25 protein-coding genes and 3 pseudogenes are annotated in these 20,614 nt (G+C 63.5%); 13 read left to right on the plus strand and 15 right to left on the minus strand.

Annotated elements, in window-relative coordinates; genetic code table 11:
- The first annotated feature begins 173 nt into the window (after positions 1–173).
- From ACQQCD_RS06380 to ACQQCD_RS06415, 8 genes are read left to right on the plus strand one after another with little or no spacing between them, the layout of a single operon-like run.
- The gene (locus tag ACQQCD_RS06380; protein ID WP_430267581.1) at positions 174–692 is read left to right on the plus strand and encodes an Asp23/Gls24 family envelope stress response protein; all 519 of its coding nucleotides are present in this window, start codon (positions 174–176) and stop codon (positions 690–692) included.
- The gene (locus tag ACQQCD_RS06385; RefSeq protein WP_430267582.1) at positions 689–880 is read left to right on the plus strand and encodes a DUF2273 domain-containing protein; all 192 of its coding nucleotides are present in this window, start codon (positions 689–691) and stop codon (positions 878–880) included. The genes ACQQCD_RS06380 and ACQQCD_RS06385 overlap by 4 nt, the downstream gene beginning before the upstream one ends.
- Complete coding sequence (locus ACQQCD_RS06390; RefSeq protein ID WP_430267583.1) at positions 877–1,230, plus strand: hypothetical protein; 354 nt, start codon at positions 877–879, stop codon at positions 1,228–1,230. The genes ACQQCD_RS06385 and ACQQCD_RS06390 overlap by 4 nt, the downstream gene beginning before the upstream one ends.
- Positions 1,227–1,808, plus strand: coding sequence for a hypothetical protein (locus tag ACQQCD_RS06395; protein WP_430267584.1), 582 nt, complete (start codon positions 1,227–1,229; stop codon positions 1,806–1,808). The genes ACQQCD_RS06390 and ACQQCD_RS06395 overlap by 4 nt, the downstream gene beginning before the upstream one ends.
- Positions 1,805–2,443 (plus strand): hypothetical protein, encoded by a 639-nt coding sequence (locus ACQQCD_RS06400; RefSeq protein ID WP_430267585.1) that lies wholly within the window; start codon positions 1,805–1,807, stop codon positions 2,441–2,443. The genes ACQQCD_RS06395 and ACQQCD_RS06400 overlap by 4 nt, the downstream gene beginning before the upstream one ends.
- Positions 2,444–2,503: 60 nt before the next feature.
- The gene (locus ACQQCD_RS06405; RefSeq protein WP_430267586.1) at positions 2,504–3,076 is read left to right on the plus strand and encodes an RNA polymerase sigma factor; all 573 of its coding nucleotides are present in this window, start codon (positions 2,504–2,506) and stop codon (positions 3,074–3,076) included.
- A complete protein-coding gene (locus ACQQCD_RS06410) occupies positions 3,073–3,705 on the plus strand; it encodes an Asp23/Gls24 family envelope stress response protein (protein WP_430267587.1) in 633 nt (210 codons plus the stop codon). The genes ACQQCD_RS06405 and ACQQCD_RS06410 overlap by 4 nt, the downstream gene beginning before the upstream one ends.
- Positions 3,686–4,060, plus strand: a complete 375-nt coding sequence (locus ACQQCD_RS06415; protein ID WP_430267588.1) for a hypothetical protein — start codon at positions 3,686–3,688, stop codon at positions 4,058–4,060. Before ACQQCD_RS06410 ends, ACQQCD_RS06415 begins: the two co-directional genes overlap by 20 nt.
- On the opposite strand, the gene ACQQCD_RS06420 is transcribed toward ACQQCD_RS06415, so the two are convergent.
- The 5 genes and pseudogenes from ACQQCD_RS06420 to ACQQCD_RS06440 all read right to left on the minus strand — a co-directional run.
- A complete protein-coding gene (locus ACQQCD_RS06420; protein WP_430267589.1) occupies positions 4,044–6,059 on the minus strand; it encodes a penicillin-binding transpeptidase domain-containing protein in 2,016 nt (671 codons plus the stop codon). The two genes, ACQQCD_RS06415 and ACQQCD_RS06420, sit on opposite strands and share 17 nt — an antisense overlap.
- Positions 6,060–6,168: 109 nt before the next feature.
- A complete protein-coding gene (locus ACQQCD_RS06425) occupies positions 6,169–7,617 on the minus strand; it encodes an NPCBM/NEW2 domain-containing protein (RefSeq protein ID WP_430267762.1) in 1,449 nt (482 codons plus the stop codon).
- Positions 7,506–7,898: pseudogene (locus tag ACQQCD_RS06430) on the minus strand (transposase); the annotation flags it as partial. The gene ACQQCD_RS06425 and the pseudogene ACQQCD_RS06430, both read right to left, overlap by 112 nt.
- A gap of 590 nt (positions 7,899–8,488) precedes the next feature.
- Positions 8,489–8,593: pseudogene (locus ACQQCD_RS06435) on the minus strand (DNA-processing protein DprA); the annotation flags it as partial.
- Positions 8,593–8,938, minus strand: a pseudogene (locus ACQQCD_RS06440) (recombinase family protein); the annotation flags it as partial. The pseudogenes ACQQCD_RS06440 and ACQQCD_RS06435, both read right to left, overlap by 1 nt.
- A gap of 7 nt (positions 8,939–8,945) precedes the next feature.
- On the opposite strand from ACQQCD_RS06440, the gene ACQQCD_RS06445 reads away from it, so the two are divergent.
- The 3 genes from ACQQCD_RS06445 (at position 8,946) to ACQQCD_RS06455 (ending at position 11,510) form a co-directional block, all read left to right on the plus strand.
- Positions 8,946–9,800, plus strand: a complete 855-nt coding sequence (locus tag ACQQCD_RS06445) for a hypothetical protein (RefSeq protein WP_430267770.1) — start codon at positions 8,946–8,948, stop codon at positions 9,798–9,800.
- A gap of 139 nt (positions 9,801–9,939) precedes the next feature.
- Positions 9,940–10,551: a DUF305 domain-containing protein gene (locus ACQQCD_RS06450; RefSeq protein ID WP_430267590.1), complete on the plus strand. Its 612-nt coding sequence runs from the start codon at positions 9,940–9,942 to the stop codon at positions 10,549–10,551.
- Between the two features lie 80 nt (positions 10,552–10,631).
- Positions 10,632–11,510, plus strand: a complete 879-nt coding sequence (locus ACQQCD_RS06455; protein WP_430267591.1) for a F510_1955 family glycosylhydrolase — start codon at positions 10,632–10,634, stop codon at positions 11,508–11,510.
- Between the two features lie 131 nt (positions 11,511–11,641).
- On the opposite strand, the gene ACQQCD_RS06460 is transcribed toward ACQQCD_RS06455, so the two are convergent.
- From ACQQCD_RS06460 to ACQQCD_RS06495, 8 genes are all read right to left on the minus strand, one after another.
- A complete protein-coding gene (locus ACQQCD_RS06460) occupies positions 11,642–11,956 on the minus strand; it encodes a hypothetical protein (RefSeq protein ID WP_430267592.1) in 315 nt (104 codons plus the stop codon).
- A gap of 3 nt (positions 11,957–11,959) precedes the next feature.
- Positions 11,960–12,808, minus strand: a complete 849-nt coding sequence (locus ACQQCD_RS06465) for a cation diffusion facilitator family transporter (RefSeq protein WP_430267763.1) — start codon at positions 12,806–12,808, stop codon at positions 11,960–11,962.
- Positions 12,805–13,131, minus strand: a complete 327-nt coding sequence (locus tag ACQQCD_RS06470) for an ArsR/SmtB family transcription factor (protein WP_400599940.1) — start codon at positions 13,129–13,131, stop codon at positions 12,805–12,807. The genes ACQQCD_RS06465 and ACQQCD_RS06470 overlap by 4 nt, the downstream gene beginning before the upstream one ends.
- A 55-nt stretch (positions 13,132–13,186) precedes the next feature.
- Positions 13,187–13,525: a YnfA family protein gene (locus tag ACQQCD_RS06475; protein ID WP_430267593.1), complete on the minus strand. Its 339-nt coding sequence runs from the start codon at positions 13,523–13,525 to the stop codon at positions 13,187–13,189.
- On the minus strand, positions 13,522–14,760 hold the full coding sequence (locus tag ACQQCD_RS06480) for an MFS transporter (protein WP_430267594.1): 1,239 nt from the start codon (positions 14,758–14,760) through the stop codon (positions 13,522–13,524). The genes ACQQCD_RS06475 and ACQQCD_RS06480 overlap by 4 nt, the downstream gene beginning before the upstream one ends.
- The gene (locus ACQQCD_RS06485) at positions 14,757–15,299 is read right to left on the minus strand and encodes a Chromate resistance protein ChrB (RefSeq protein WP_430267595.1); all 543 of its coding nucleotides are present in this window, start codon (positions 15,297–15,299) and stop codon (positions 14,757–14,759) included. Before ACQQCD_RS06485 ends, ACQQCD_RS06480 begins: the two co-directional genes overlap by 4 nt.
- Before the next feature lie 171 nt (positions 15,300–15,470).
- Positions 15,471–15,848 (minus strand): ArsR/SmtB family transcription factor, encoded by a 378-nt coding sequence (locus ACQQCD_RS06490; RefSeq protein WP_430267596.1) that lies wholly within the window; start codon positions 15,846–15,848, stop codon positions 15,471–15,473.
- Complete coding sequence (locus ACQQCD_RS06495; protein ID WP_430267597.1) at positions 15,832–17,094, minus strand: MFS transporter; 1,263 nt, start codon at positions 17,092–17,094, stop codon at positions 15,832–15,834. The genes ACQQCD_RS06490 and ACQQCD_RS06495 overlap by 17 nt, the downstream gene beginning before the upstream one ends.
- Before the next feature lie 349 nt (positions 17,095–17,443).
- On the opposite strand from ACQQCD_RS06495, the gene ACQQCD_RS06500 reads away from it, so the two are divergent.
- Positions 17,444–18,025, plus strand: a complete 582-nt coding sequence (locus ACQQCD_RS06500) for a recombinase family protein (protein ID WP_430267598.1) — start codon at positions 17,444–17,446, stop codon at positions 18,023–18,025.
- Between the two features lie 594 nt (positions 18,026–18,619).
- Here the strand turns inward: ACQQCD_RS06500 and ACQQCD_RS06505 are convergent.
- A complete protein-coding gene (locus ACQQCD_RS06505; RefSeq protein WP_430267599.1) occupies positions 18,620–18,988 on the minus strand; it encodes a hypothetical protein in 369 nt (122 codons plus the stop codon).
- Between the two features lie 122 nt (positions 18,989–19,110).
- Complete coding sequence (locus ACQQCD_RS06510) at positions 19,111–19,410, minus strand: hypothetical protein (RefSeq protein ID WP_011689558.1); 300 nt, start codon at positions 19,408–19,410, stop codon at positions 19,111–19,113.
- Between the two features lie 530 nt (positions 19,411–19,940).
- Here ACQQCD_RS06510 and ACQQCD_RS06515 point away from each other — a divergent pair.
- The gene (locus tag ACQQCD_RS06515; RefSeq protein ID WP_237429502.1) at positions 19,941–20,426 is read left to right on the plus strand and encodes a Chromate resistance protein ChrB; all 486 of its coding nucleotides are present in this window, start codon (positions 19,941–19,943) and stop codon (positions 20,424–20,426) included.
- The last annotated feature ends 188 nt before the right edge of the window (positions 20,427–20,614 follow it).

Here is a 20,614-nt window from a genome sequence, read left to right on the forward strand (position 1 = left end):
GGTGGCCGCGGGCCTGCCGGTCATTGCCGGTTCAAAGCATCATTCATACGAGGATCAACCAGGTGGCGCAGATCACATGAATTAGCCCGTGAGGAATTCCGTGCTCGTGGCGTCTTACTTATAGCGGCCCACTTCCGGCCGCGCAGAACAGTCAGATCATAAGGAGCAAAACGATGAGCACTTCAAGCGTTTCACCTCAGCAAGTTTCCTCGCAGAACAAAACGGCTGCATCCAAGGCTGTTTCAAACGGTGGAACCACCACTGTGGAAGATTCGGTTGTTGCCAAGGTCGCTGGAATTGCTACCCGTGACATCCCGGGCGTTTACGCCTTAGGTGGCGGCGCGGCACGCGCTTTGGGCGCTCTCCGCGATGCAGTGGGCCAGACTGACCTGACCCAGGGAATCTCCGTTCAGGTGGGTCAGACTCAGGCCGCCGTGGACTTGTCCATGATCGTTGAGTACCCGCACCCGCTCCAAGACGTGGCCAACAAGGTCCGCGAGGCCATCACCAGCCAGGTCGGCAAGATTGTTGGCCTGGAGGTAGTAGAGGTCAACATCACCGTTACCGATGTTCACGTCCCCAATGACGATGATGAGAACAGCGAAACCTCGGCCAAGAAGTCTCACCCCGCTGCTGGCGAACGCTCACTCGAGAGCACTTCAGCGAACGGCACTGAGAAGAAGCTCGCATGAGTCCGCAAGTAACTGGTGCGCTGCTGGGTGCCGTTCTGGCGCTCAGCGCACTGTCCTTCGGGTTTTGGGGGTTCGTTTTGGTGGCAGTTTTTATGCTGATCGGTGCTCTGGTGCCTCGGCTGAGTCGCGGACGGTTTGATCTCGGCGCTGGAATTAGCGCCTTGCTCGGCCGCCGTTCCTCATCATGACCAGGGAGCTTACAGCCGGGCACACCCGTATAAGTACTACAGCGTTAGTCCGGCTTGCGGAGGCCCTGACCGCCGAGGCTTTTGGCATCGACCGCAGCAAGGCGGGAGCCAAATTAGCTGACGACGGCGGCAGGGTCGCCATCAGCGTCAACGTCCAGTTACCGATCCCGCAACTCACGGCCGAGAATTCTGCGCTCAGCACTAGCCGGCGGGCCACTGTTTACGAACGCGCCCAAAGTGCGCGCACCAACGTTGGCGATCGTTTTACTGAATTGTCCGGTTCTACAGTGAGCCGGATTGATTTCCGGATCCTCGGCTCCGGAACCGAAGAGAAAGCACCGCTACGATGAACCCCAGCTACCGGATTCAAGCGCTGCGCCGCCTAGCCCTGCGTTCACCGCGGTCTGGAGCCAGCATTGTTTTGGCATTGGTTTTGTTAGTGCTGATCCTATGGTTCGTGGTGAGTCAAATTCTTCTCTGGACAGGGTCCGGCGCCCTGGTGATGAAGCCCTCTGTCGCATTAGAAAATCTACTCAAGTTACCTGCCGTTCTATCCCCCACAGGGATAGTGGCGGCCGCGGTAGGAGCTGGAATTCTTGGGCTGTTGCTCTTGTGGCTGGCCCTCAGTCCCGGCAATGGCGGCAAGCGAGCACTGAACAGTGAACGCTCAGCCGTGGTGGTTGATGATCAAGTGATTGCCTCCGCCGTGGCCCGGACCGCGAGCCTCGCCGGCAATCTTGGGCAGGATCAAATTCACACCACTGTGGATCGCCGCTCCGCCCGGGTCCAAGTACGTCCAACCTCCGGGGTGCGGGTGGACGCTGGGCAGATACAGGACGCAGTGAGCAGCGAGATCAACCGATACGGGCTAAACACGCCTTTGGATGCTCGCGTGACGATTAACGAATCAGGAGCCCTTGGGCAATGAGAACCTCCCCCCGCATCATCAACCGTATGGCCCTTGGCCTCACCGGGATGGTCCTGTTGAGCTTTTCCGTGGTGGCGAGCCTCGCTGCCACCAACCCTGATGTAGCCAACATTTGGAGCTCCACTGGGGAAGGTCTTTGGGCGCAGCTTCGCGAGCAGCTCAACGCCGCACCCATTACCGGACCGTCCCCCTCAGTATTGCCCGGCAGTTGGTGGACAGCAGCACTGATTGTTGTTGCACTGGTGGTTGCCCTGCTGCTGATCCGTTGGATTGGACGCCAGGGCAGTGGCCGGGTTCGTAACCTTGGTCAGCAGCACACCTCACCCAAGCACTCAGAGGGCCTCAGCGGTACTACAACAATCGACACCAGTTTTGCCGCCCAGGCCATTAAGAGCAGCCTTTCCGAGCACCCGGCCATCCTCAACGTGAACGTGAGCGGCTGGAAATTTGGGAAGGGCAGCAGTCTACGCATCGACGTGACACCACGCAAAGGCACCTCACCGCGGGACGTAAGTACCGCCGTCGAACAGCAAATTAGCGGACTGGACCAGCTTTTGGGCGAGTCCTTTCCCGTGCTTATCCGGCTCCGGCGCGGGCTGCGCAGCAGCGTGGCCAGCTCCTCTCGCGTGAACTAGGGCCATCACGTGGCAGACTACGAACAAGCGCCGGGAACCAACTGGCCATCGAGGAGGACTGTGCCGCCCAGCCAGGTTCATGAGGACTGGATGTCCCATGCCCCGGACCACTTGTTGGCCGAACGGGCGGCCGACGACGACGCCCTCGCTTTTGGCGAATTGGCTCGCCGGTACGGACCTTTGATGCGCGCGTACGCCCGCAGACTCACCGGATCCGCCGCTGACGCCGATGACGTGGTGCAAGAATCGCTGCTGCAAAGCTGGAACGGGCTCGATTCACTCGAGGACCCCAAAGCCGTCAAAAGCTGGATGATGCGCATTACCGCCCGCCGCGCCATCACTTTGCTGCGGAGCCGGAAACCTCACGAACCGTTAGAGCCCGACGGCGGACACCTCGCCGATTTGGGTGCCGGTCCCGAACGCCACGCCGTTGCCGGGGCCGGGGTTGAGGCACTGACAAAAGCCTTGGATCGCCTACCTGCCGCCCAGCGTGAATGCTGGGTACTACGTGAAATGGGCGGTCACAGCTACGAAGAAATTGCCGAGACCCTAGGCATCGGTGTGGATAGTGTCCGCGGCCGAATTGCACGGGCCCGGACATCGCTCTTGACGGAAATGGAGGCCTGGCGGTGACAACACCCATGGACAACACACCCGAGTGCGGTGTCACGCTGGAACAACTCAGCGAGCACCTGCAAACGGACGCACCGAGCACCACCGGAAGCCCTGCGGCCGGGCTTGAGTCTCACATTCGCCAGTGCCCGCAGTGCCGCCACCGAGTGGCAGCACTGCAACAACTTAATGGGTTCACCAAGGAACTCATTACCCATGAAACCGAGGAAGCCGGCGGCCCTGACACGTCTTGGTTGGAGGAAATGTTGAGCAATTTGAACCTGGAAACCAAGGCGGGCCGGAGCATTCCGCTCGCTTCCAGCCGCGAAAGCGATGCGCTGAGCCAAACCGAAGGTTCCGTGATCGCTTTGATCCGCTCGGCCGGGGACGCTGTTGCCGGAATCGCGATTGGCCGCTGCAGGCTAGTCGGTGATGTGACGGTTCTTGGCGAGCTCATCACCATCAACATCACTGTGACAGCCATCTGGGGACACACAATTACTGAGACCACGCGGTCCCTTCGCAGCGCCGTAGCCCAGGCACTCGCAACACATACGGAACTAAACATCGAAGGCATCAACATCACAGTTAATGACATCACCGGTGGCGTAGAACAAAAGGAGGACGACTATGTCTCCGCAGGCCATTGAACCAATGGAAACAGTTCCAGCCCCGGCCAACCCACACGAGCAAGTCCTTCGTGTAGTCAAGGGTGTTCCGGCAGTTGTGGATGTGTTTCCGCCAGCCGCTGTGTGGACGCTTCTTCGCGCCGGGGCCCGGCAGGTTCTGGGCCGGGAGGCCGTAGCGGTAGAACAGTTGCTTTCTTTAGAAATAGGTGATGCCGCAGCAGCTATCACCGTTCGGATCGGCGTGAGCGAGGAACTACCGGCACCAGCTGTGGTCCGAGCTGTTGCCGATGCTCTCCACACAGAACTGCGCAATAGCTACCCTGCGCTCAGCCCGAAGGTCTCGGTTCAGTTGTGCACTATTAGCCCGCAGCCGTAAGGAACTTCTGCAACAGTGGGCCAGAGGTTGTGGCGCCTAAACCACCGTCTTCCACAAATACGGCGACGGCAAGGTCGCCGTGTGTGGCGATGATCCACGCATGTGTTTTGGGCGGGTTGTCAGTACCGAATTCAGCTGTCCCAGTCTTGGCACCCACTGGGGCACCCGGTACTTGAGCGAGGAATCCGGCGTGACCGCTGGTCACCACTGCACGCATCATGTCAGCGAGCTTGGCCGCTTCGTCTTTCGTGACCGGGTTGGTCGCCGTGGCGGCGGGGCTTTGTGCTGAAACGCTGGCCGTGGCTGAGGGGTTTTCGGCAGAAGCTGAAGCGGACGCTGTTGCGTTTCCGGAGGTGGACGCGGCGTCCGGGTTGAGCACGAGCCGCGGCTGGACGGGAGCGCCCTTGGCCACTGCACCGGCCAGCATGGCTGCAGAGAGTGGGGACATCAGGATCTTGCCTTGACCAATCATGGAAGCTGCGTGCTCGGTGCCCTCAGCTTCCCCGGGAACTGAACCCAAAAAGGCGTCAGCTCCAAGTGTTGGTGCCTCAACAGCAATCCCCAAAGACACCGCAGCGGCTTCAAGTTGGGCCTGATCCACGTCAGTGCGGGCGTTAATAAACGCGGTATTGCAGGAGTGGGCAAATGCATCCCGTAGGGTCACTGATCCTAGCGAAGTGCTGGGATATCCCTCGGCGTTTTTGAACTTTCTGCCGTCCACCGTGAGGGTAGCGGGGCAGTCCACCTTAGAATCGGGGGTTTTCCCCTTCCTCAATAGGGCGAGGGAATCTACCGTCTTAAAAATCGACCCCGGCGCGTATTGCCCCAGCATTGCGGTGTTGTAGCCGTTACTCCCTGGGCCACTCGCCGCTGCGAGTACATCACCCGTAGACGGACGCAGGGCGACGATCGCCGATGCTGGTCCCACCGAAGTGAGCGTGTTTTCGGCTAGCGTCTGCAGCTTCGCGTCCAAGGTGGTTTTAAGCGCGACGCCGGGTGCTGGAGCATTCGCGAAAACCTCCACGCGTGGGTCTTGGGGGAGGGCTGCCAGCTCAGCGGCGGTCTTACCCGCCGGCTGGCGCACTACGCTGACACCATTTATGCCGCGTAATTGGGAATCGTATTGTGCTTCGAGGCCGCTGGTGCCGGCCATGTCACCGGCTTTCAGGGCGCCCTGAGATTTTTCGATCTGTTCTGCTGAAACTTCTGACACGGTTCCCAAAACGGCACGAGCAAATTCACGGGTGGGCGCCAGGGCCAGGGAATCTTTGAGCGCAATAGCGCCCGGAATGGCCGCGATCTGTTGGTCGGTAATAGTCCTGTTGTTGTCATCGCGCAGGGTGATTGCCGGGACGAAAGCCTGAGCCCCGGCGGCTTTGAGCTGCGCGGCGTACTCGGCCGGGTCCACGCCCACCAAATTAGCTAGCGCCTTTGCAGAGGCCTCATGGGACGCGGCGTCCACCTTTTGTTTGTCGATCCCAACCTTGAGGACGGGCCGGTCCATAACTAGGGGCTCATCGCGTGCACCCAAAATATTGCCGCGCGGTGCGGCAGTGGTTTTTAAGGCAAGGACTTCGGAGTCCTGAAGGTCCGGCAACAACACATTTGGGCTCCACTCGGCCCGCCACGCATCACCATCTTTTTTTAGCCGCGCGGACGTGGAGTACTTCCACTCGTTGCCTTGGACCTGCCATACGTAGTTCAGCGGAACTGTGGCGGTACTGCCGTCGAGCTTGAGGTCGCCAGCCGAAACGGTTGGCTTCTGCGGCTCAAGTGCCGCAAAAACGGCTTTGACCTGCTCATTTACTGCCGCCGGTTCCTTGCCTTCCCACGCGATCTTGCCGACGTCGAGCCCTGACAGGGCGCCAACCAAAGCCTTGGCGGCATCTTGCGCACCGGCGCGGCCGTCGTCGCACGCGCTGAGCCCGGCAGCCAAAAAGGCGGCGGTAAGGGCGATGGTGATGGACCGAAGTTTGAGTGTTTTCCCCACGCTCGTCATTATGCCCTGACTCACCGACATTGCTACCTGACGGCTCCAGCAATACAAGTACGGCGGCCAGCAACCATCAGGTCACCAACCGCCGCCCAGGCTAGATCACAGCCTCAAACTAGGGAGCACACATGAATTTGGCATCCCCCCAAATCCCGTGGGCGCCGTCGATACTGCCGGACGGTTCAACCACGAGGTCCACGTAATTAACCCCGGTCAGATCCACCGACACAGATTCTGGCGCGAAGCCCGGCGTGTAGGTTCTGGACTGGTATTTATCCGCCCCATCGGCCTTCACCTTGAAGATGATGGTCCCGGCAAAACCACTCTCTAGGCCCACCTCCGAGGTAAATTTGCTGCATTTCCCGCCGAGGTAATACGTGATCTTGGAGACTGCATGCACCCCCAAACCCTTGGCATATGTGGGCTGCTTGCCCGTGGCCGGATCCGTGTAGTTGATGGTCAGCGGCACGTCCGGTGAGCTCTCGTCGTCCTTATTGGCAACGTTTTTGCCGATGACACCCCAGCCGGTGCTCGCCTCAAGCCACGGCGTTTCCGAGGCATACACCTCACCATGTGGCACCTCGGGCATCGGCTGTGTAGTGACCTTCCAGTCAAAGAACTTCACCCGCCCCTCGGTGGGCAGAACCACGGAAACCAATTCCTTGTTCGAATTCAGGCGCAACACATTGGAGAACACCTGGTACTTGTATTGTGTGTACTCCGGCGAGGGCCCGCTCGCGTTGTTGCGTCCCGCCTCTGAAATAGCGACGACGGCGCCGTTCAGCTGAGAGGGTTGGAGCCAGTTGGGGAAGAAAATACTTTGCTGTTCTGAAGTTCCGTCCGCGTAGTTCAGCGTCAGGGTGGGGCTAATTCCGGCACCAACCGCAGCTGAACCAAGCACCGACAAGTGGGTTCCTTGGCCCTTGACCGCAATAGTCTGGCCATTCAACGCCGCAGCATTGGGGACATCCGGGCCAGCTTCGGGCCAGGTGTAATCCACTTGAGTAGCTTTGCCGGCGTTCACGGTGACAGTCTTGCCGGGGGTGACTCCACCGGCGGGGATGGCCGCTGACGCCAACTGCTCAGCAGAGAATGTGGCCCCGCCGCCGTCGAAATCACCCAAGGACTTGTTAGCCACAGTGGTGACCGAGACGGAATTGAAGGCGCTGGCTAGGCTACCGTAGGCCACATCAATAGTGTTGGCGCTGCTGACGCTCTGTTTTCCATTGGACTCGTACGTGGCGGTGACCTTGATAACTGCGGGTCCGCCCTTAGACGTAGCGCTTGGCGTGGCAACAAAGGTGGCCTTGACGCTGGCTCCGCCGGCAACCGTTGTAGCAGTTGCACCTGTTGATGCCTTGAGTGTCCAGCCCGCCGGCAATTCCGGAGTCAAGACCACGGAAGACTTGGACTGCTTGCCCGAGTTGACGAACTCAGCGGTAAAGGGGCTCTTCAGAATTGAGAGTGTAGTTTCGGTCTGAATCCGCCTGATTCCAGCAGTGATCTGGCGACGTAGTTGGTGAGGTTGCGGAAGCCGAGGGCAGAGCCTCGGAGGTGTTCCAATCTTCCATTAATCGCTTCAGTGGGACCGTTTGAGGTCCCTGGCCGGTCGAAGTAGGCCAGCACATCATCGGCTCGTCGTTTCAGGGTCCGGCCGAGTGTTTTGAGTTCAGTGAGCGCAGTCGGCACGCCAGTGCTGACGGAGTCAACCACGGCCTGCATGAGCATCTTGCCTTGGGCACTGTCTTTCTCCCGGTAGGCAGCAATCATGCATTGATAGATGCCCCACGTGGCCTCCACCTCAACATGCGCATCAGCGGCAAACAAGTCTTCCAGGCGACGCTTCTATGTCTGTCAAGCGGCGGAAACGGGTGTGGGCGCGGGACATGTTGTTTGGCCGGTGAGGGGGCGGTTCAGATGACCGGCCAGCTCCCCTTCTCCCCCGTTGTTTTGGCTGCTGGCGAAGCTTGCGGAGCTGTGGCCGACGGAGGCCTGTCTACCCGCAGGGCAAGGGGCGGAAATCTTCGTAAGGAAATCAGCGACGAAGGAGCGCCGTCGAAGAATTCCTCACCGCAGGCCCCGACGAAGGAGGGGCTAGACCGGCCGGAGCGGACACGTACAATCCGACAGGACAGCAGCCAAACGTCGTAGACAGAACTGGGCCAGAGGCGGCGGAGCCCTGCGGAGCCGGTACTGGACCCACAGCCGGCCGCGCCAGCGGACGCCCTTTCCTGGGTGAGCCCTGCGAACCCTCCTTCAGCACCCGGGGTCTCCATTCGGCGTCGCTGACTTCGGCGGCCGCGCGCCCCGGTCGCCGGCACTGAGCGTGCGAATGGCGGTCCGCCACCTGTGACCGCCCCGGCAACGGGACGGCCACCTGAAAGGATTAGTCTGCGAGGAGTCCGGCCAGTTCGGCCGCATCAGCCCCCAGCCCCCGCCCCGCCTTCTTTCAGGAGCCTGTGGCATCCTGCGGAGCTGGCGCTGCGCACGCTCCCGGCGACGGCTGCGACGTGCCGGGCAGTGGTTTCGGCGTGGTGTGCTTGGACAGTTTTGGCTGCTTGCCTTTCAGGCGCCCCTTCGCTTTTGCGACCGCCATCCCTTCGCGGGTGCGTCCGGATCAGATCCGCTTCAGACTCGGCCACCATTCCCAGAACGTTGACAGCAGCCGGCCTACCGGGTCAGCCGGGTCGTGACTGTTGCCGCCGCGACTAAGCACAACCCCTTTGCCCGTCAGCTCGTCGGCAATGTCCCTGGCATCAGAAAGGGAGCGCCAGCCGATCGAGCTTGGTCGCCACGAGCGTATCGCCGGCCCGACACACCGCCATCGCTTCACGGGGCCCGAGGCGCACCCGGTTCGCTCCCGTAAAACCGTGATCGACGAAGATCTACCGTGTGGTTCATCGTGCGGGTCTTACGTACATGGCCCGGGCCAGCAATGGCCCGGAACTGTCAGTTTCAGAAGTCGTCTGCACCGCTTCTGGTTTGGGCCCCGCGGAGGGACCTGACTTTGCATCGCGGGGTGGGAACGTCACAACCGACTTGCTTGCCAAATATACCCCCTATGGGTATGTTTTGGGTATCGTCAGTGAAGTGGTTCTCGCCGGGGTCGTCCTCTCGCCTGCCGCCGGGGCCGTGCTGCTGCCCGTTTCCACCATCGTCGTGGCCCTGAACGCGCAGCTGCTGCGGACTGAAACTCAATCCCGCCCCGTTCCGCTGAACCCGGCGCCGCCCGGGCCGGTAATCTTGAAGCCAACCAGACCGCGCGGAAGGAGGAACACCATGACCGCCATCTCCGCCCGCCGCGCCAGGGCGTTCCTCCTCCGGGCCACCCTTCTCGCGGGATTGCTGGCGATCATCGTCGGCATTTTGGGCATGCACATCATGACCGGCACGCGTGACATGCCGGCGGCGGCCACCGGTCATGAGACCGAGGCGCCGCATGCAATGCAGGCGTCTGGGCACCCCGGCCACGTCGCGGACATCACGAACGTCCAGGGCGTCTCTGCAGCTCCGGGTATCACGCACGCACCAAGACCGTCATGCGCCGATACCGGCGGGTGCACGATGATGTCCGCCATGGGCGGGGACTGCGTCCCTTCTCCCGGGACCACGACACTGGCAGCTCCGCCACCGGGCACCACAGCCCTAGCTTCCAGCGGCGGGCCCATCACCGGCGCCCCCGCCATCGGGTACGGGTTCATTCCGCGAAGTCCTTCTCCGGGCCAACTTTCGATCAGCCGGACGTAAACGGCCAAGCTGCGCCGTGTCCTGCCCGGCGCGCCCCCGTTTACCCGATACGCACCTGCCGGCTGTCCAGGCCGGTTGTGGGCGTGTTATCCGCAGGCGTTCAACAACGCCGATTTGATGATTGAAGGACTTGAACTCCATGAAGAAAACTCTGACCATTTCTGCCCTTGGCCTTGCCTCCGTCATAGCCCTTGCGGGCTGCGCCGGGACCTCCGGAACTACACCTTCCAGCTCCATGCCGGGCATGGGCCAAACCGGGATGGGGATGTCCTCGAGCTCTGCCCCGGCCGCCTCGGACCACAACGCGGCGGACACCATGTTCACCCAAGGGATGATCCCGCACCACGCCCAGGCCGTCGAGATGAGCGACATGATGCTCAAAAAGCAGGGCATGGATGCCCGGATCACCGCTCTCGCCACCAAGATCAAAGCCGCCCAGGCCCCCGAAATCGAGCAGATGACGGGCTGGCTCAGGACCTGGAACGAACCGGCCCAGATGGCGTCCGGCCATGGCATGGGCGACGGGATGATGGGAGAGGACGATCTGAACAAGCTCAACACCGCCAAGGGCGCCGAAGCGGCCAAGCTGTTCCTGACCGGGATGATCGCCCACCACCAGGGCGCCGTGGCGATGGCCCAGACTGAAATCAGCCAAGGCAAAAACCCCGACGCCATCCAGCTGAGTAAGGCAATCGTGACCTCACAGACAGCCGAAATTAAGGAAATGAAGGACCTGCTGGCCACCCTCTGACCGCTGTCCTCCGGCGCCGGCCCGTCACGGGCCGGCGCCATTCGCCGTTGCCCTGCCCCGGCTGAATCCCTGGAGTCCCCATGCCCCGCCCCTCCCGTCCCTGGCGCCGCGCCGCAACCGTCCTGGCAGCCGGCGCCAGCCTCATCCTCGCCCTCTCGGCATGCAGTCCCTCCTCCGGCACGACGGCACCCTCACCCGCCGGCACCGGCAGCGGCCTGCCTGACGCCCATGTTCACGGGCTGAGCGTCAGCAGCGAAACCGGCCAGGTGCTTCTGGCCACGCACGATGGCTTGTTCGACGTCACGAAACAACCAGCCACCAAAATCGGCGCCACCAACGACCTGATGGGTTTCACCGGCGGCACGGACCACGGCGTCCTCTACGCATCCGGACACCCGGGGGAAGGCTCCAGCCTTCCCAATCCGATCGGGCTGATCAGATCCACCGACGCCGGTAAATCGTGGGAACAGCTCTCCCGTCAGGGTGAATCCGACTTCCATGCGCTCACCGCGACCAAATCCGGGATCGTCGGCTTCGACGGAGCGCTGCGCACCAGCCCGGACGGTAAAACCTGGACCACGGGGGCCGCGGATTTCGTCCCGGCCGTCCTCGCCGGTAACCCCACCAGCGACACTGTCCTGGCCACCATTCCACAAGGGATCCGCCGCTCAACCGACGGCGGTAAAACCTGGACCAGGGTGGAATTCGGACCCGTGGTCCAGTTCGCCGCCTTCGCCGGCCCCGCCGAGGCGGTGGGAGTCGAACCGGACGGGACGGTCCACTCCTCCGCGGACGCCGGCGCGACCTGGATCCGCAAGGGCGAAATCCAGGACACGGTCCAGGCTGTGGCTGCAGTGAAGGGCCCGGATGCAAAGTTGGTGATCTGGGCCGCGACGGCCAGCGGGATCGTGGTCTCCACCGACGGCGGAGCTACGTTCCGGTCCGTCGGTGCCTCCTGAGGGCTCGATGCGTGACCCGTTCATGGTCCTCTTCGGGGGATCCCTCGTGTCGGCCGCCATCGAGCTCTGAATTATCTTGAATCGTCCGGGCCGGCGGGCACCGGTCAGCGGGGTGCGCAACCGCCTATCCTTCAGGCGTCTGAGCCGACGCCACGCACGGCGGTGCGCAATATCTCGGCGGAAGGAAGCCCCGCCATCCTGTCTTCCAAGCGATACACGCGACAGCTCAGGGCAGGTGCGGACTCGGCAGGCAACAAGTCCCGTCCGTCCGCTATGAACGACGGGGAGCCGTGGAAACGCAGCGCCCCGGCCTCTTCCTCGGACGTTACTTCACGGACCGTTATGCGTCCGGTGTCTTTTCCTTCGGCTGCCAGGGCTTGACGGAACAGTTCCAGGGCCGGACCGCTGTTCGGGCAGCCGTGGATGGTGCGCAGTTCATAGTCCATGGCTCAGCCGTTCCCGGGGCCCAGGGACAGGCTGACAGTCGTCGGTTCAGTGCTGGAACCACAGCCTTCGCAGCAGCCGGGAGCCTCGGCCACCTCAGCGTCACGCGTCGGTGTTACGCGTGCGTCCGAATTAGAGCGGCCACCCTCGTGGCTCGCGCCTGCGCACGTTTCCGGGGCCCGGCAGCACTCGTCCGTTTCGGTCTCGGGCGCATCGTGGCTGTGCGGAACGGCGCAGCAGAGATCGCCGCGCCAGGCGTTGACGCCTTCTCGGACGGCGATCGCGGCGATGACCAGAGCTGCACCGGCGTCCGCCCACCACCAGCCCAGCGTGCTGTTCAGCACGAGCCCTGCCAGCAGGACAGCGGAGAGGTACGTGCAAAGCAGCGTTTGCTTGGAATCCGCCACTGCGGTCCTGGATCCGAGTTCCCGTCCGACCCGGCGCTGGAGCCAAGACAGTACCGGCATGATGGCCAGGCTCAGAGCCGCGATCACGATGCCAGGGGTGGAGTGCTGCGCTTCGCCGCCTCCGGCCAGGGACCGGACCGAATCCACCGTGACGAACAGGGCCAGGGCGAAGAAGGAGAACGCGATGATCCGCAGGGTCAGGTGTTCTCGCTGTTCAGGGTTCTTGGCGGAAAACTGCCAGGACAGGGCGACGGCGGACGTGACCTCGATCACCGAATCAAGTCCGAACCCGATCAGAGCGGAAGAATCAGCCACGTTGCCTGCCCAGAGGGCAACGACGGCCTCTACGACGTTGTAGGTGATGGTCGCGGCCGCGAACAGGCGGATACGACGGCTCAGAACGGCGCGCCGGGACGCGGTGGGTGCGGGCTGGAGTGCCGTGATCATTTTAGGCACGTCCCGTCCGGCGCGCAGCAGGCTGGATCCACGGCCAGCACCACACCAATCAAGTCCGTGATGGCGTGGCCCAGCCGGGCGTCCGCGAGCTCATACCGGGTCCGCCGGCCGTCCGGGACGGCCACCACGAGGCCGCAGCCGCGAAGACAGGTCAGGTGATTGGACATGCTCTGCCGTGAGACTCCGAGGGAATTGGCCAGGTCCGACGGGTACGCGGGCGCATCGGCCAGTGCCAGGAGAATCCGTGCCCGGGTGGGGTCAGAGACCGCGTAGCCGAACCGTGCCAGCACCGGGGCGTGCGTGAGGGTTTCCATAAACCCAAAGTACATCGACACGTGTATTCATGCAATTGTGTACTGGAAGCAGGGATCAGCCGGCGTTGCGCGGCGCGAACATGATCACGGCCACCCCGAGCAGGCAGATCACCGAACCGGTAATGTCCCACCGGTCGGGCCGGAAGCCGTCAAAGATCATGCCCCAGGCCAGGGACCCGGCGACGAACACGCCTCCGTAGGCGGCGAGGATCCGGCCGAAGTGGGCGTCGGGCTGCAGGGTCGCGGCGAAGCCGTAGATCCCCAGGGCCAGGACCCCGAGCCCCGCCCACCACCATTCCTTGCCCTCGCGGACCGACTGCCACACCAGCCATGCCCCACCAATTTCAGCCGCTGCGGCGAGGATGAACAGGAGGACGGTTTTTGCGATACTCACGGGTTCATCTTGGCAGTGTCTGGCTGCTCGCCGGTGGCGGGGTCTCCGGTAACCGTGTGGGCGCGGGGTTCCGGGCTGCGGTTCAGGCGGAGAGCGCCGGCAGCGGCAACCACGAGGGCCAGGGCGCCAAGGCCGAGAGGCAGCCCGGCGAGCGTGGCGATCCCTCCGACCAGGAGGGGGCCGCCGGCGTCTCCGAGTTCGCGTCCGAGCTCAGCCGAGCCCATGGTTCGCCCCATCCGTTCCGGAGGAGTGGTATCGGCCAGGTGGGCGAAGCCCAGCGGCGTGGCAACACCCACGCCTGCACCGATTGCGGCGGCGGCCAGGAAAATAGTGACGGGCCCCGGTGCCAGCGCGAGGATCGCGATACCGGCGGAGGTGAGCAGCAGCCCGGTTCTCATGCCGCGGGCATCGCCGATCCGGCCCCGGTCGCGCGACCTGCCGATCCAGGGCTGGATCAGGACCGAGGCGATGGCCAGAACACTGACGGCGACCGTTCCTGCGAAGGGTCCGAGCCCGTACCGGGTGGCCAGCGCGGGAAGGAACCCGATCGCGGATCCCAACGCAGCGGTCGAGGCCGCCAGCACCAACGTGGGGATCAGGAACCGCCGCTCCGTGACCTGGCGCGCCAGATCCAGCACCGTGTAGCGCCGGCGCGGGAGAGGCTCCAGATGAGGCACGCGCACGATCACCCACACCGCCGTGACGGCAGCCAGCACCGAGAGGGCGGCAAACAGCAGCGCGAACCCGCCGGCGAAAATCAGGCCCGCCCCCAGCAATGGTCCGATGACGTATCCGAGGCTCTTCCAGGACCCGTACCGGCCAAAATACGTGCCGGCGTTCCTGCCCCCGGCCAGGCGGGCGACCATCGCCGAGGATGCCGGAGAGAACGCCGAGGCTGCCGCACCCTGGCCGAGACGGGCCAGGCCGAGCATGAGCGGATTGGCAGCCCACAGGCCGATGAGCGAGAGCAAAGCAAAGGCCAGAAGGCCACCAACAATGACCGGTTTCGCGCCGATCCGGTCACTGAGCGCACCGAAGACCGGCTTCAGGAACACCTCCGCGAGGTCGTACACGGCGAGCAGGATGCCGAGATTCAGCAGCGTCAGGCCGATGTTCTCGCTCTGGGCACCCATGCCGGCTGCGATGCTGTGGGCGCCGAAGGCCGTCACGAACCCGGCAGCGTACAACGGCGCCGAGGACGTCCGGGCCGCCAGGGCGGGAGCAGGACCATTCATGAGTGCAGCTCCTGATAAACGAGCCCGGAAAATTCCTCCAAGACAACGGCGCAGGCAGCCAAATCCTCATCTGCTCTGGCTGCCGATGGGCTGCCGAAGACGTCCCTCGCGCGGATCGTGCGGAACCACCGCCTCAGCCGTTCCAGGTTCTGTTCTTCCTCTTCCAACTCGGCCAGCGTGAACTTATGCTTGGAGATTTCCCGGGCGATTTCGTCCTTGAACTTCCCACAATCAGCGACGAACTCCGCCCATTCATCCTCCCTGGCAGCGTCGAACAATGCACGGAGCTTCGCAGCATCAGCATCAGTGGAGCCCGTGGTCAGCAGGATCAGCTCACCGCCGCCGGAACGGGCCAGAGCCCGCGCCTTGTCGGCACCTTCCCTGCACACCGGCACATCGGGGGCCGTCCATGCACCTTGTCCGACCGGAACCGCACCGAACCGCCGCAGCTCGCGCCAGACGGCGACCCGGTGCCGGGACGGTTCAGAGGGCACCTGCACGAGCATCACAAGCCAGGAAGATTCCAATGTGTTAGTCACAGGTGCAATTGTAACTGCTGTTACATATCCCCTGCCCGTCCGCATGCGGATGCACCTAACGCGTGAAGCGCAGCGGTATTTGGCGTTGTTTTGTCAGCGCTATTTGGCGGGTCCAGCTCAGTGGTCAGTGCTTTCGATGGCGGCGGCGGGTTACCGGCATGGGGAGAGGCGTCAGTCGTGGGCCGGTTCTCCGGTGATCAGGTGGTCGGCGTGGTTGATGGTTTCGCGGATGAGCCGGACCAGGTGCCCGTCGTGGAGGGAATAGATGACGTGCCGGCCGTCTTTGCGGGTGTCCACGAGGCCGGTGAGCCGGAGTTTGGCTAGGTGCTGGCTGACCACGGTCCGGGGCGCACCGGACGCGTCGGCGAGTTCGGTGACGGTTTTCGGTCCGGTGGAGAGCTGCCAGAGCAGGTGCAGGCGGGTGGGTTCGGCGAGCATCCGCAGCGTGCCTGCGGCTGTTTCGAGCAGCTCCGTGCCCGGGGTGACCGGGTGGGCCAGGGAGGGTTCCCCTGGGACGGTGTTCAACGCGCTGCTAGGCCTGCTGCTCAACGGTCTGCTCCTCAGTGGCTGGTTCCTGGGATGCCGCGGCGGTGTGCCGTGGCCAGGAAAGGAATGCACCTGCACTGCCTATCATCGCAATAATTGTCAGGGCCAGCGCGGCCCAGCCCAAACCGGCGGCGGCCCCGATCCAGCCGGCCAGCGGGTAGGTCAGGATGTAGCAGGCGTGGGAGAGGGAGAACTGCGCCGTGAAAACATAGGGTCGGGTTTCCTCGGTGGAGGCATCGCGCAGCAGCCGGGACGAGGGCGTGAGGATCGTGGAGTTCGCCGCCCCTAGCAGGAACCACAGCCCCAGCAGCAGCCACCATCCCGCACCACCGACGCCCAGGAGGGTCAGGAGTGTGGCGCCGGCCAGCACGGCGGGGATCAGCGCTGCGCCGGTGAGCATCACGGCACGGTCCCCGAAGCGGTCCAGAACCCGGGGCGCGGACAGGGCGACGATCATGGAACCGACACCGAAGCAGGCCAGGGCCAGGGCCAGGTCGGTGTCGGGGCGGTGCAGGACATCCCGGACGTAGACCACGGTGTTGACCAGCACCAGCGCCGTCGGGGCTGCGACCACCAGGTTCAGTGCCAGCAGGGACCGCAGGCGCCGGTTGCGCCAGAAAATCCGTGTGCCCAGGGTGGTCCGGTGCCACAGGGACGTCTGCGGCCCGGCCGGGGCGGAAATCCGGGGCAGGGCCGTGATGGTGACCATGAAGGCCGAGAACAGGAACCCGGCCACGGTACCGATGAACAGGTTGTTGAAGCTGATCAGCGTCAGCAGCAACGCCGCAAGGGCCGGGCTGACCAGGGCTTCCATGTCGTAGGCCAGCCGGGAGAGGGACAACGCGCGGGTGTAGTCGCGCTCGTCCTTCAGGATGGTGGGGATCAGCGACTGGAAGGCCGGGGTGAAGGTCGCGGAGGCGGACTGCAACAGGAAGATCACCACGTAGATCTGCCAGGTGTCGGTGATGAAGGGCAGGCACAGTGCCATCGCCGCGCGGATCAGGTCCGCCCCGATCAGCACCGGCTTCTTCGGCAGCCGCGCCACCAGTGCGTTGATCACCGGGGCCAGACCCACATAGGCCAGCATCTTGATCGTCAAAGCTGTGCCCAGCACCGCCCCGGCGTTCCGGCCGGCCAGGTCGTAGGCCAGCAGCCCGAGGGCCACCGTGAGCAGCCCGGTGCCGATCAGGGCCACGATCTGGGCCGCGAACAGCCGCCGGTAGGTCACATTCCGCAGAACCGCTAACATCGGGCCAACTCTCTTAAGTGCATATGTGCGCGTCCATGCACCCACTGTAGTGGACTTTCGTCCTTACGATGTTTCACCCTCGGCCGCAATTGGATGCAGGGGCGCTCCAGGGGTGTGCGGACTCCTCTCGTACGGCCCCGTCTTGTCGTTATCGATAACGAAGGATTTCAAGAACAGGTTGATTTGAGAATCGTGGTGTTCGCAGCGAGCTGTTGCAAACGGGCATCTTCTTGCGGAAAACCGCCGTTAGGACGAAAAACCGAGCTCAGGGCCGGTCGTTCTCACAAATAGGTCTCAAAACGGTACGGTTCACCAATGTGCCGGACTGAGTTTTGAGAAGAGAACACCCATGACCGCACACCGAATCGGCTACGCCCGAGTCTCCACCCGGGACCAGAACCTGGGCTTGCAGATCGGCGCCCTGAAGAAGGCCGGATGCGACAAAATCTACGAAGACACGATCAGCGGCACCAAGTCTCACCGCCCCGGACTCGACCGGGCGCTAGACACCCTGCGCGACGGTGACACCCTGGTGGTGTGGAAGCTAGACCGCCTGGGCCGGAGCGTGAAAGACCTCCTGGACTTCGCCGGCGGCCTAAACAACCGCGGCGTAGGCTTCGTCAGCCTCACCGACGCGATCGATACCACCACGGTCTCCGGGCGCTTTTTCTTCAACGTGATGGCATCCCTGGCCCAGATGGAACGGGAGCTCATGGTCGAGCGCACCCAAGCCGGACTCCGAGCCGCGCGCGAACAGGGACGAGTAGGTGGCCGCAAACGCATCATGACGGAAGCCAAGATCCGCTCAGCCCGCAAACTACTCAAGCAGGGAACACCGCCCCGGGAAGTGGCCACGAGCCTCGGCGTCTCCGTCCCGACGCTCTACCGGTGGGTCCCGGCAGCAGGCGCGACTGGGGCTTCGACGCAATAGTCGCTGCTGTTTGGTGCAGGCGACTTCTGAAAAGTGACGGTTGGTGCAGAGGACTATTGAGCGGAATGCAATTCCGTGCAGGGGACTTGTGACATCTCCGTGTCCGTACTCGTCTGCACTACGCCGGAATTCCGCGGGAGCGAGTGCAGAAGACTTCTGAAAACGACAATTTTCGGCGGTAGATGGCGGTCTTTTTGCGGCGATATTCGTCGCCTCGCTGCCGCGAGGGAATCGCCTATCGAACGCCGGGCCGGTTATGAGGATGGCGTCCTCCGGGCGCCGGTATGTGCTTGTAGAGGGAATTTCGGTCGGGCCGTGGGAAGCGCTTTCTTCGTGCTTTGCCTGATGCACGCCGCCCTCACCACCACGCTTCGGGCTTCATGGTTCCCGGGTTCGGTGGTCTCTCGTTCCTGCGGCCAGAATTGGAACGCTGTGGGTACTCGGATAGCTGTAAGGGTCCCTACAGGGGCCGAAGTGGGCCGGCTGTGGCCGGTTGGTGATCGGTGGGCTCCAGCAGACCTGCGCCGGGTAGTGGTCATTGATCAGACAGCCCTGGCATGGTCCGGCGTCGTCCCGGTTTGCGTTCGGCCGGGCTTAGAGCCCGGTTAGCAGCTCGCGGGCTCTGTCGAGGGCGTCTTGGCACGTGCGAACCATTTGCCCGGGTGTGTTCGAGGTTCGGTAGAGGTCGCGTGCCCATTCGAATTCGGCAGCTGCCTCGCGGTAGCGGGCTTCGTCGAACAGTCGCCTGCCGATCTGGTATCGGACCATGGCCTCGCGGACGCGGGTCCCGGCCAGTTGTAGTGCTTCTTCGTGGACCCGGGCCGCCTCATGCCAGGCGTATTGGCGCTGGTAGGCGCGGGCGAGCACCAACAGGGGTAGGAGCCGGTCCCGGGCTGTTGCCGCCAGTGCGTGGCCGGCGTGTATGGCTTCCTCTGGCTGGCCGAGAAGCGATAAGATCCACACCCGTTCAAGGGCAGGGCAGGAGTCGAGGCGGGCCCACAGCGCCTCCCTGTCCAGGACGATTTCCCGCAGCGTTATCGGGTCCGTTCTCCACAGACTTCCCTGGACCTGGTCGGGGTCGGGTATCACAGGACCGGTGCTGCTTGATCAGAGCCCGGGACGGCGCGGCGCCTCCAGAGGTCCCTCTCGAGGGTGGTTCCGTACGGTACGTCGGGGCTGGCCTCCACCGTGAACAGCGACTGGCCGAGGCGGGTCATTAGGATTCCTCGTCTGTCCCCCGACTCTGCGGTGTCCCGGACCTGCTTCACGGCGACGGCCAGGTCCTCCTGGAGACAATGCGGATTTTCTACGACCACGACCCGGACAGCGGGGCTATCCGGCGCCGTGGACAAAGGTCCCCCGGGTGCAGGGTTGGCGGTGGTCATGTGTACCCAATCTCCTAGATCTGATCACATTCTGACTAACCATCGGTACCGGCCGGGATGGAAGGCACGTGCTGGTCAGCCGGACGGCAGTTGCACGATCTGCGCCAGCATAACCGAGCTTCCTGTAGGGTCCACCCACAGGCGGCGTCAATTCGGGGCGCTGTTTCGGCGGCTTCACCGGGGTCGGACGCACCAGTCCTTCGACGCTGTGCGGGCGGCTGGTCGGCCATTAGGAGCTACGGACCGGGCGCACACTTACCGGGGCCGCAGTCTTCCGGCGACCGCGGCGGAGGCTTTTTCTTCCTGCTGTGCTGCCGCTGAAGTACCGAGGGCCTGTGATGTCCGCGCGGGCTGCGATGCATGTAGGGCTCTCCCGTCGGAATGCCCCTGCTTCGGAGTCTCTTTGGCCGCCGGGGCAGGTTGTACGGCGCGGATAGGGGTGGCGGACACCTATTGTTCCGGGCAGTCCGTGCGCACACTGGATTCGGAGCGGCCGGGTGTGGCCAACGGCGCCCGATAAGCTGGGGTCCATGACGTGGTTGGTGCTGATAGTCAGGCTCCGTGGCGCTGCACCCCGGTATCGGCGCCGCGTTTACGCCGCTCTCGCTGACGGCGGAGGTGTCGCCGTTTCCGGGGGTGTCTGGGCTATCCCGGATACCGTGATGCATCGTCCGGCCGTGGATGCCGCCGTAAGGCATGCCCTGGCCGGCGGCGGTGACATCGTTGTCATGGCCACCACGACGGACAATGGCGCCAGTCATGAGGTGTTCGAGGTGAAACTTTCCGAACGGCTCACGGCCGAGGCAGAGGCTATCACCGGCAGGTGCACAGGTCTTGCTGCCGCGGCCGCGGCCGGGTGCGGGCGGGGTGGGCTGTCGACGGATCTACATGCCCTTCAACGGGACGTCCGTCGCTTGGCGCGCCTGGACGTGATCGGGCTTGAGGTCGTCGCGTCAGCTGAAGCGGCTGTGGCCCGGGCAGGGAATTTACCGGCGGCGTGTGAGTGCCGGGTTTGAGGAAGGGGCCCGGTCGTTGCGGATTGCACCGGGCAGCTGTTCTCAGCGTCTGCTCAGCATTGTTGCCCTATGGTGAGGGCCATGGTTTCTTTGGCGTTGCCTGCCGGTGTGTTGTCCCGACCCGTTGCCGGGCTGCTCCCGCCGTGGCTTGATCCGAACGAGTTCCTGCGTGATCCTGCCTTGGCTCC

The sequence above is a fragment of the Pseudarthrobacter sp. J1763 genome (assembly GCF_050490295.1).
Lineage (GTDB): Bacteria > Actinomycetota > Actinomycetes > Actinomycetales > Micrococcaceae > JBNPEO01.

Bases quoted from the DNA above. Each gene is read 5' to 3' on its own strand.
- ACQQCD_RS06380 (WP_430267581.1), top strand. From the start codon at position 174: ATGAGCACTTCAAGCGTTTCACCTCAGCAAGTTTCCTCGCAGAACAAA.
- ACQQCD_RS06385 (WP_430267582.1), top strand. From the start codon at position 689: ATGAGTCCGCAAGTAACTGGTGCGCTGCTGGGTGCCGTTCTGGCGCTC.
- ACQQCD_RS06390 (WP_430267583.1), top strand. From the start codon at position 877: ATGACCAGGGAGCTTACAGCCGGGCACACCCGTATAAGTACTACAGCG.
- ACQQCD_RS06395 (WP_430267584.1), top strand. From the start codon at position 1,227: ATGAACCCCAGCTACCGGATTCAAGCGCTGCGCCGCCTAGCCCTGCGT.
- ACQQCD_RS06400 (WP_430267585.1), top strand. From the start codon at position 1,805: ATGAGAACCTCCCCCCGCATCATCAACCGTATGGCCCTTGGCCTCACC.
- ACQQCD_RS06415 (WP_430267588.1), top strand. From the start codon at position 3,686: ATGTCTCCGCAGGCCATTGAACCAATGGAAACAGTTCCAGCCCCGGCC.
- ACQQCD_RS06420 (WP_430267589.1), bottom strand. From the start codon at position 6,059: ATGACGAGCGTGGGGAAAACACTCAAACTTCGGTCCATCACCATCGCC.
- ACQQCD_RS06450 (WP_430267590.1), top strand. From the start codon at position 9,940: ATGAAGAAAACTCTGACCATTTCTGCCCTTGGCCTTGCCTCCGTCATA.
- ACQQCD_RS06455 (WP_430267591.1), top strand. From the start codon at position 10,632: ATGCCCCGCCCCTCCCGTCCCTGGCGCCGCGCCGCAACCGTCCTGGCA.
- ACQQCD_RS06460 (WP_430267592.1), bottom strand. From the start codon at position 11,956: ATGGACTATGAACTGCGCACCATCCACGGCTGCCCGAACAGCGGTCCG.
- ACQQCD_RS06465 (WP_430267763.1), bottom strand. From the start codon at position 12,808: ATGATCACGGCACTCCAGCCCGCACCCACCGCGTCCCGGCGCGCCGTT.
- ACQQCD_RS06470 (WP_400599940.1), bottom strand. From the start codon at position 13,131: ATGGAAACCCTCACGCACGCCCCGGTGCTGGCACGGTTCGGCTACGCG.
- ACQQCD_RS06480 (WP_430267594.1), bottom strand. From the start codon at position 14,760: ATGAATGGTCCTGCTCCCGCCCTGGCGGCCCGGACGTCCTCGGCGCCG.
- ACQQCD_RS06495 (WP_430267597.1), bottom strand. From the start codon at position 17,094: ATGTTAGCGGTTCTGCGGAATGTGACCTACCGGCGGCTGTTCGCGGCC.
- ACQQCD_RS06500 (WP_430267598.1), top strand. From the start codon at position 17,444: ATGACCGCACACCGAATCGGCTACGCCCGAGTCTCCACCCGGGACCAG.
- ACQQCD_RS06510 (WP_011689558.1), bottom strand. From the start codon at position 19,410: ATGACCACCGCCAACCCTGCACCCGGGGGACCTTTGTCCACGGCGCCG.
- ACQQCD_RS06515 (WP_237429502.1), top strand. From the start codon at position 19,941: ATGACGTGGTTGGTGCTGATAGTCAGGCTCCGTGGCGCTGCACCCCGG.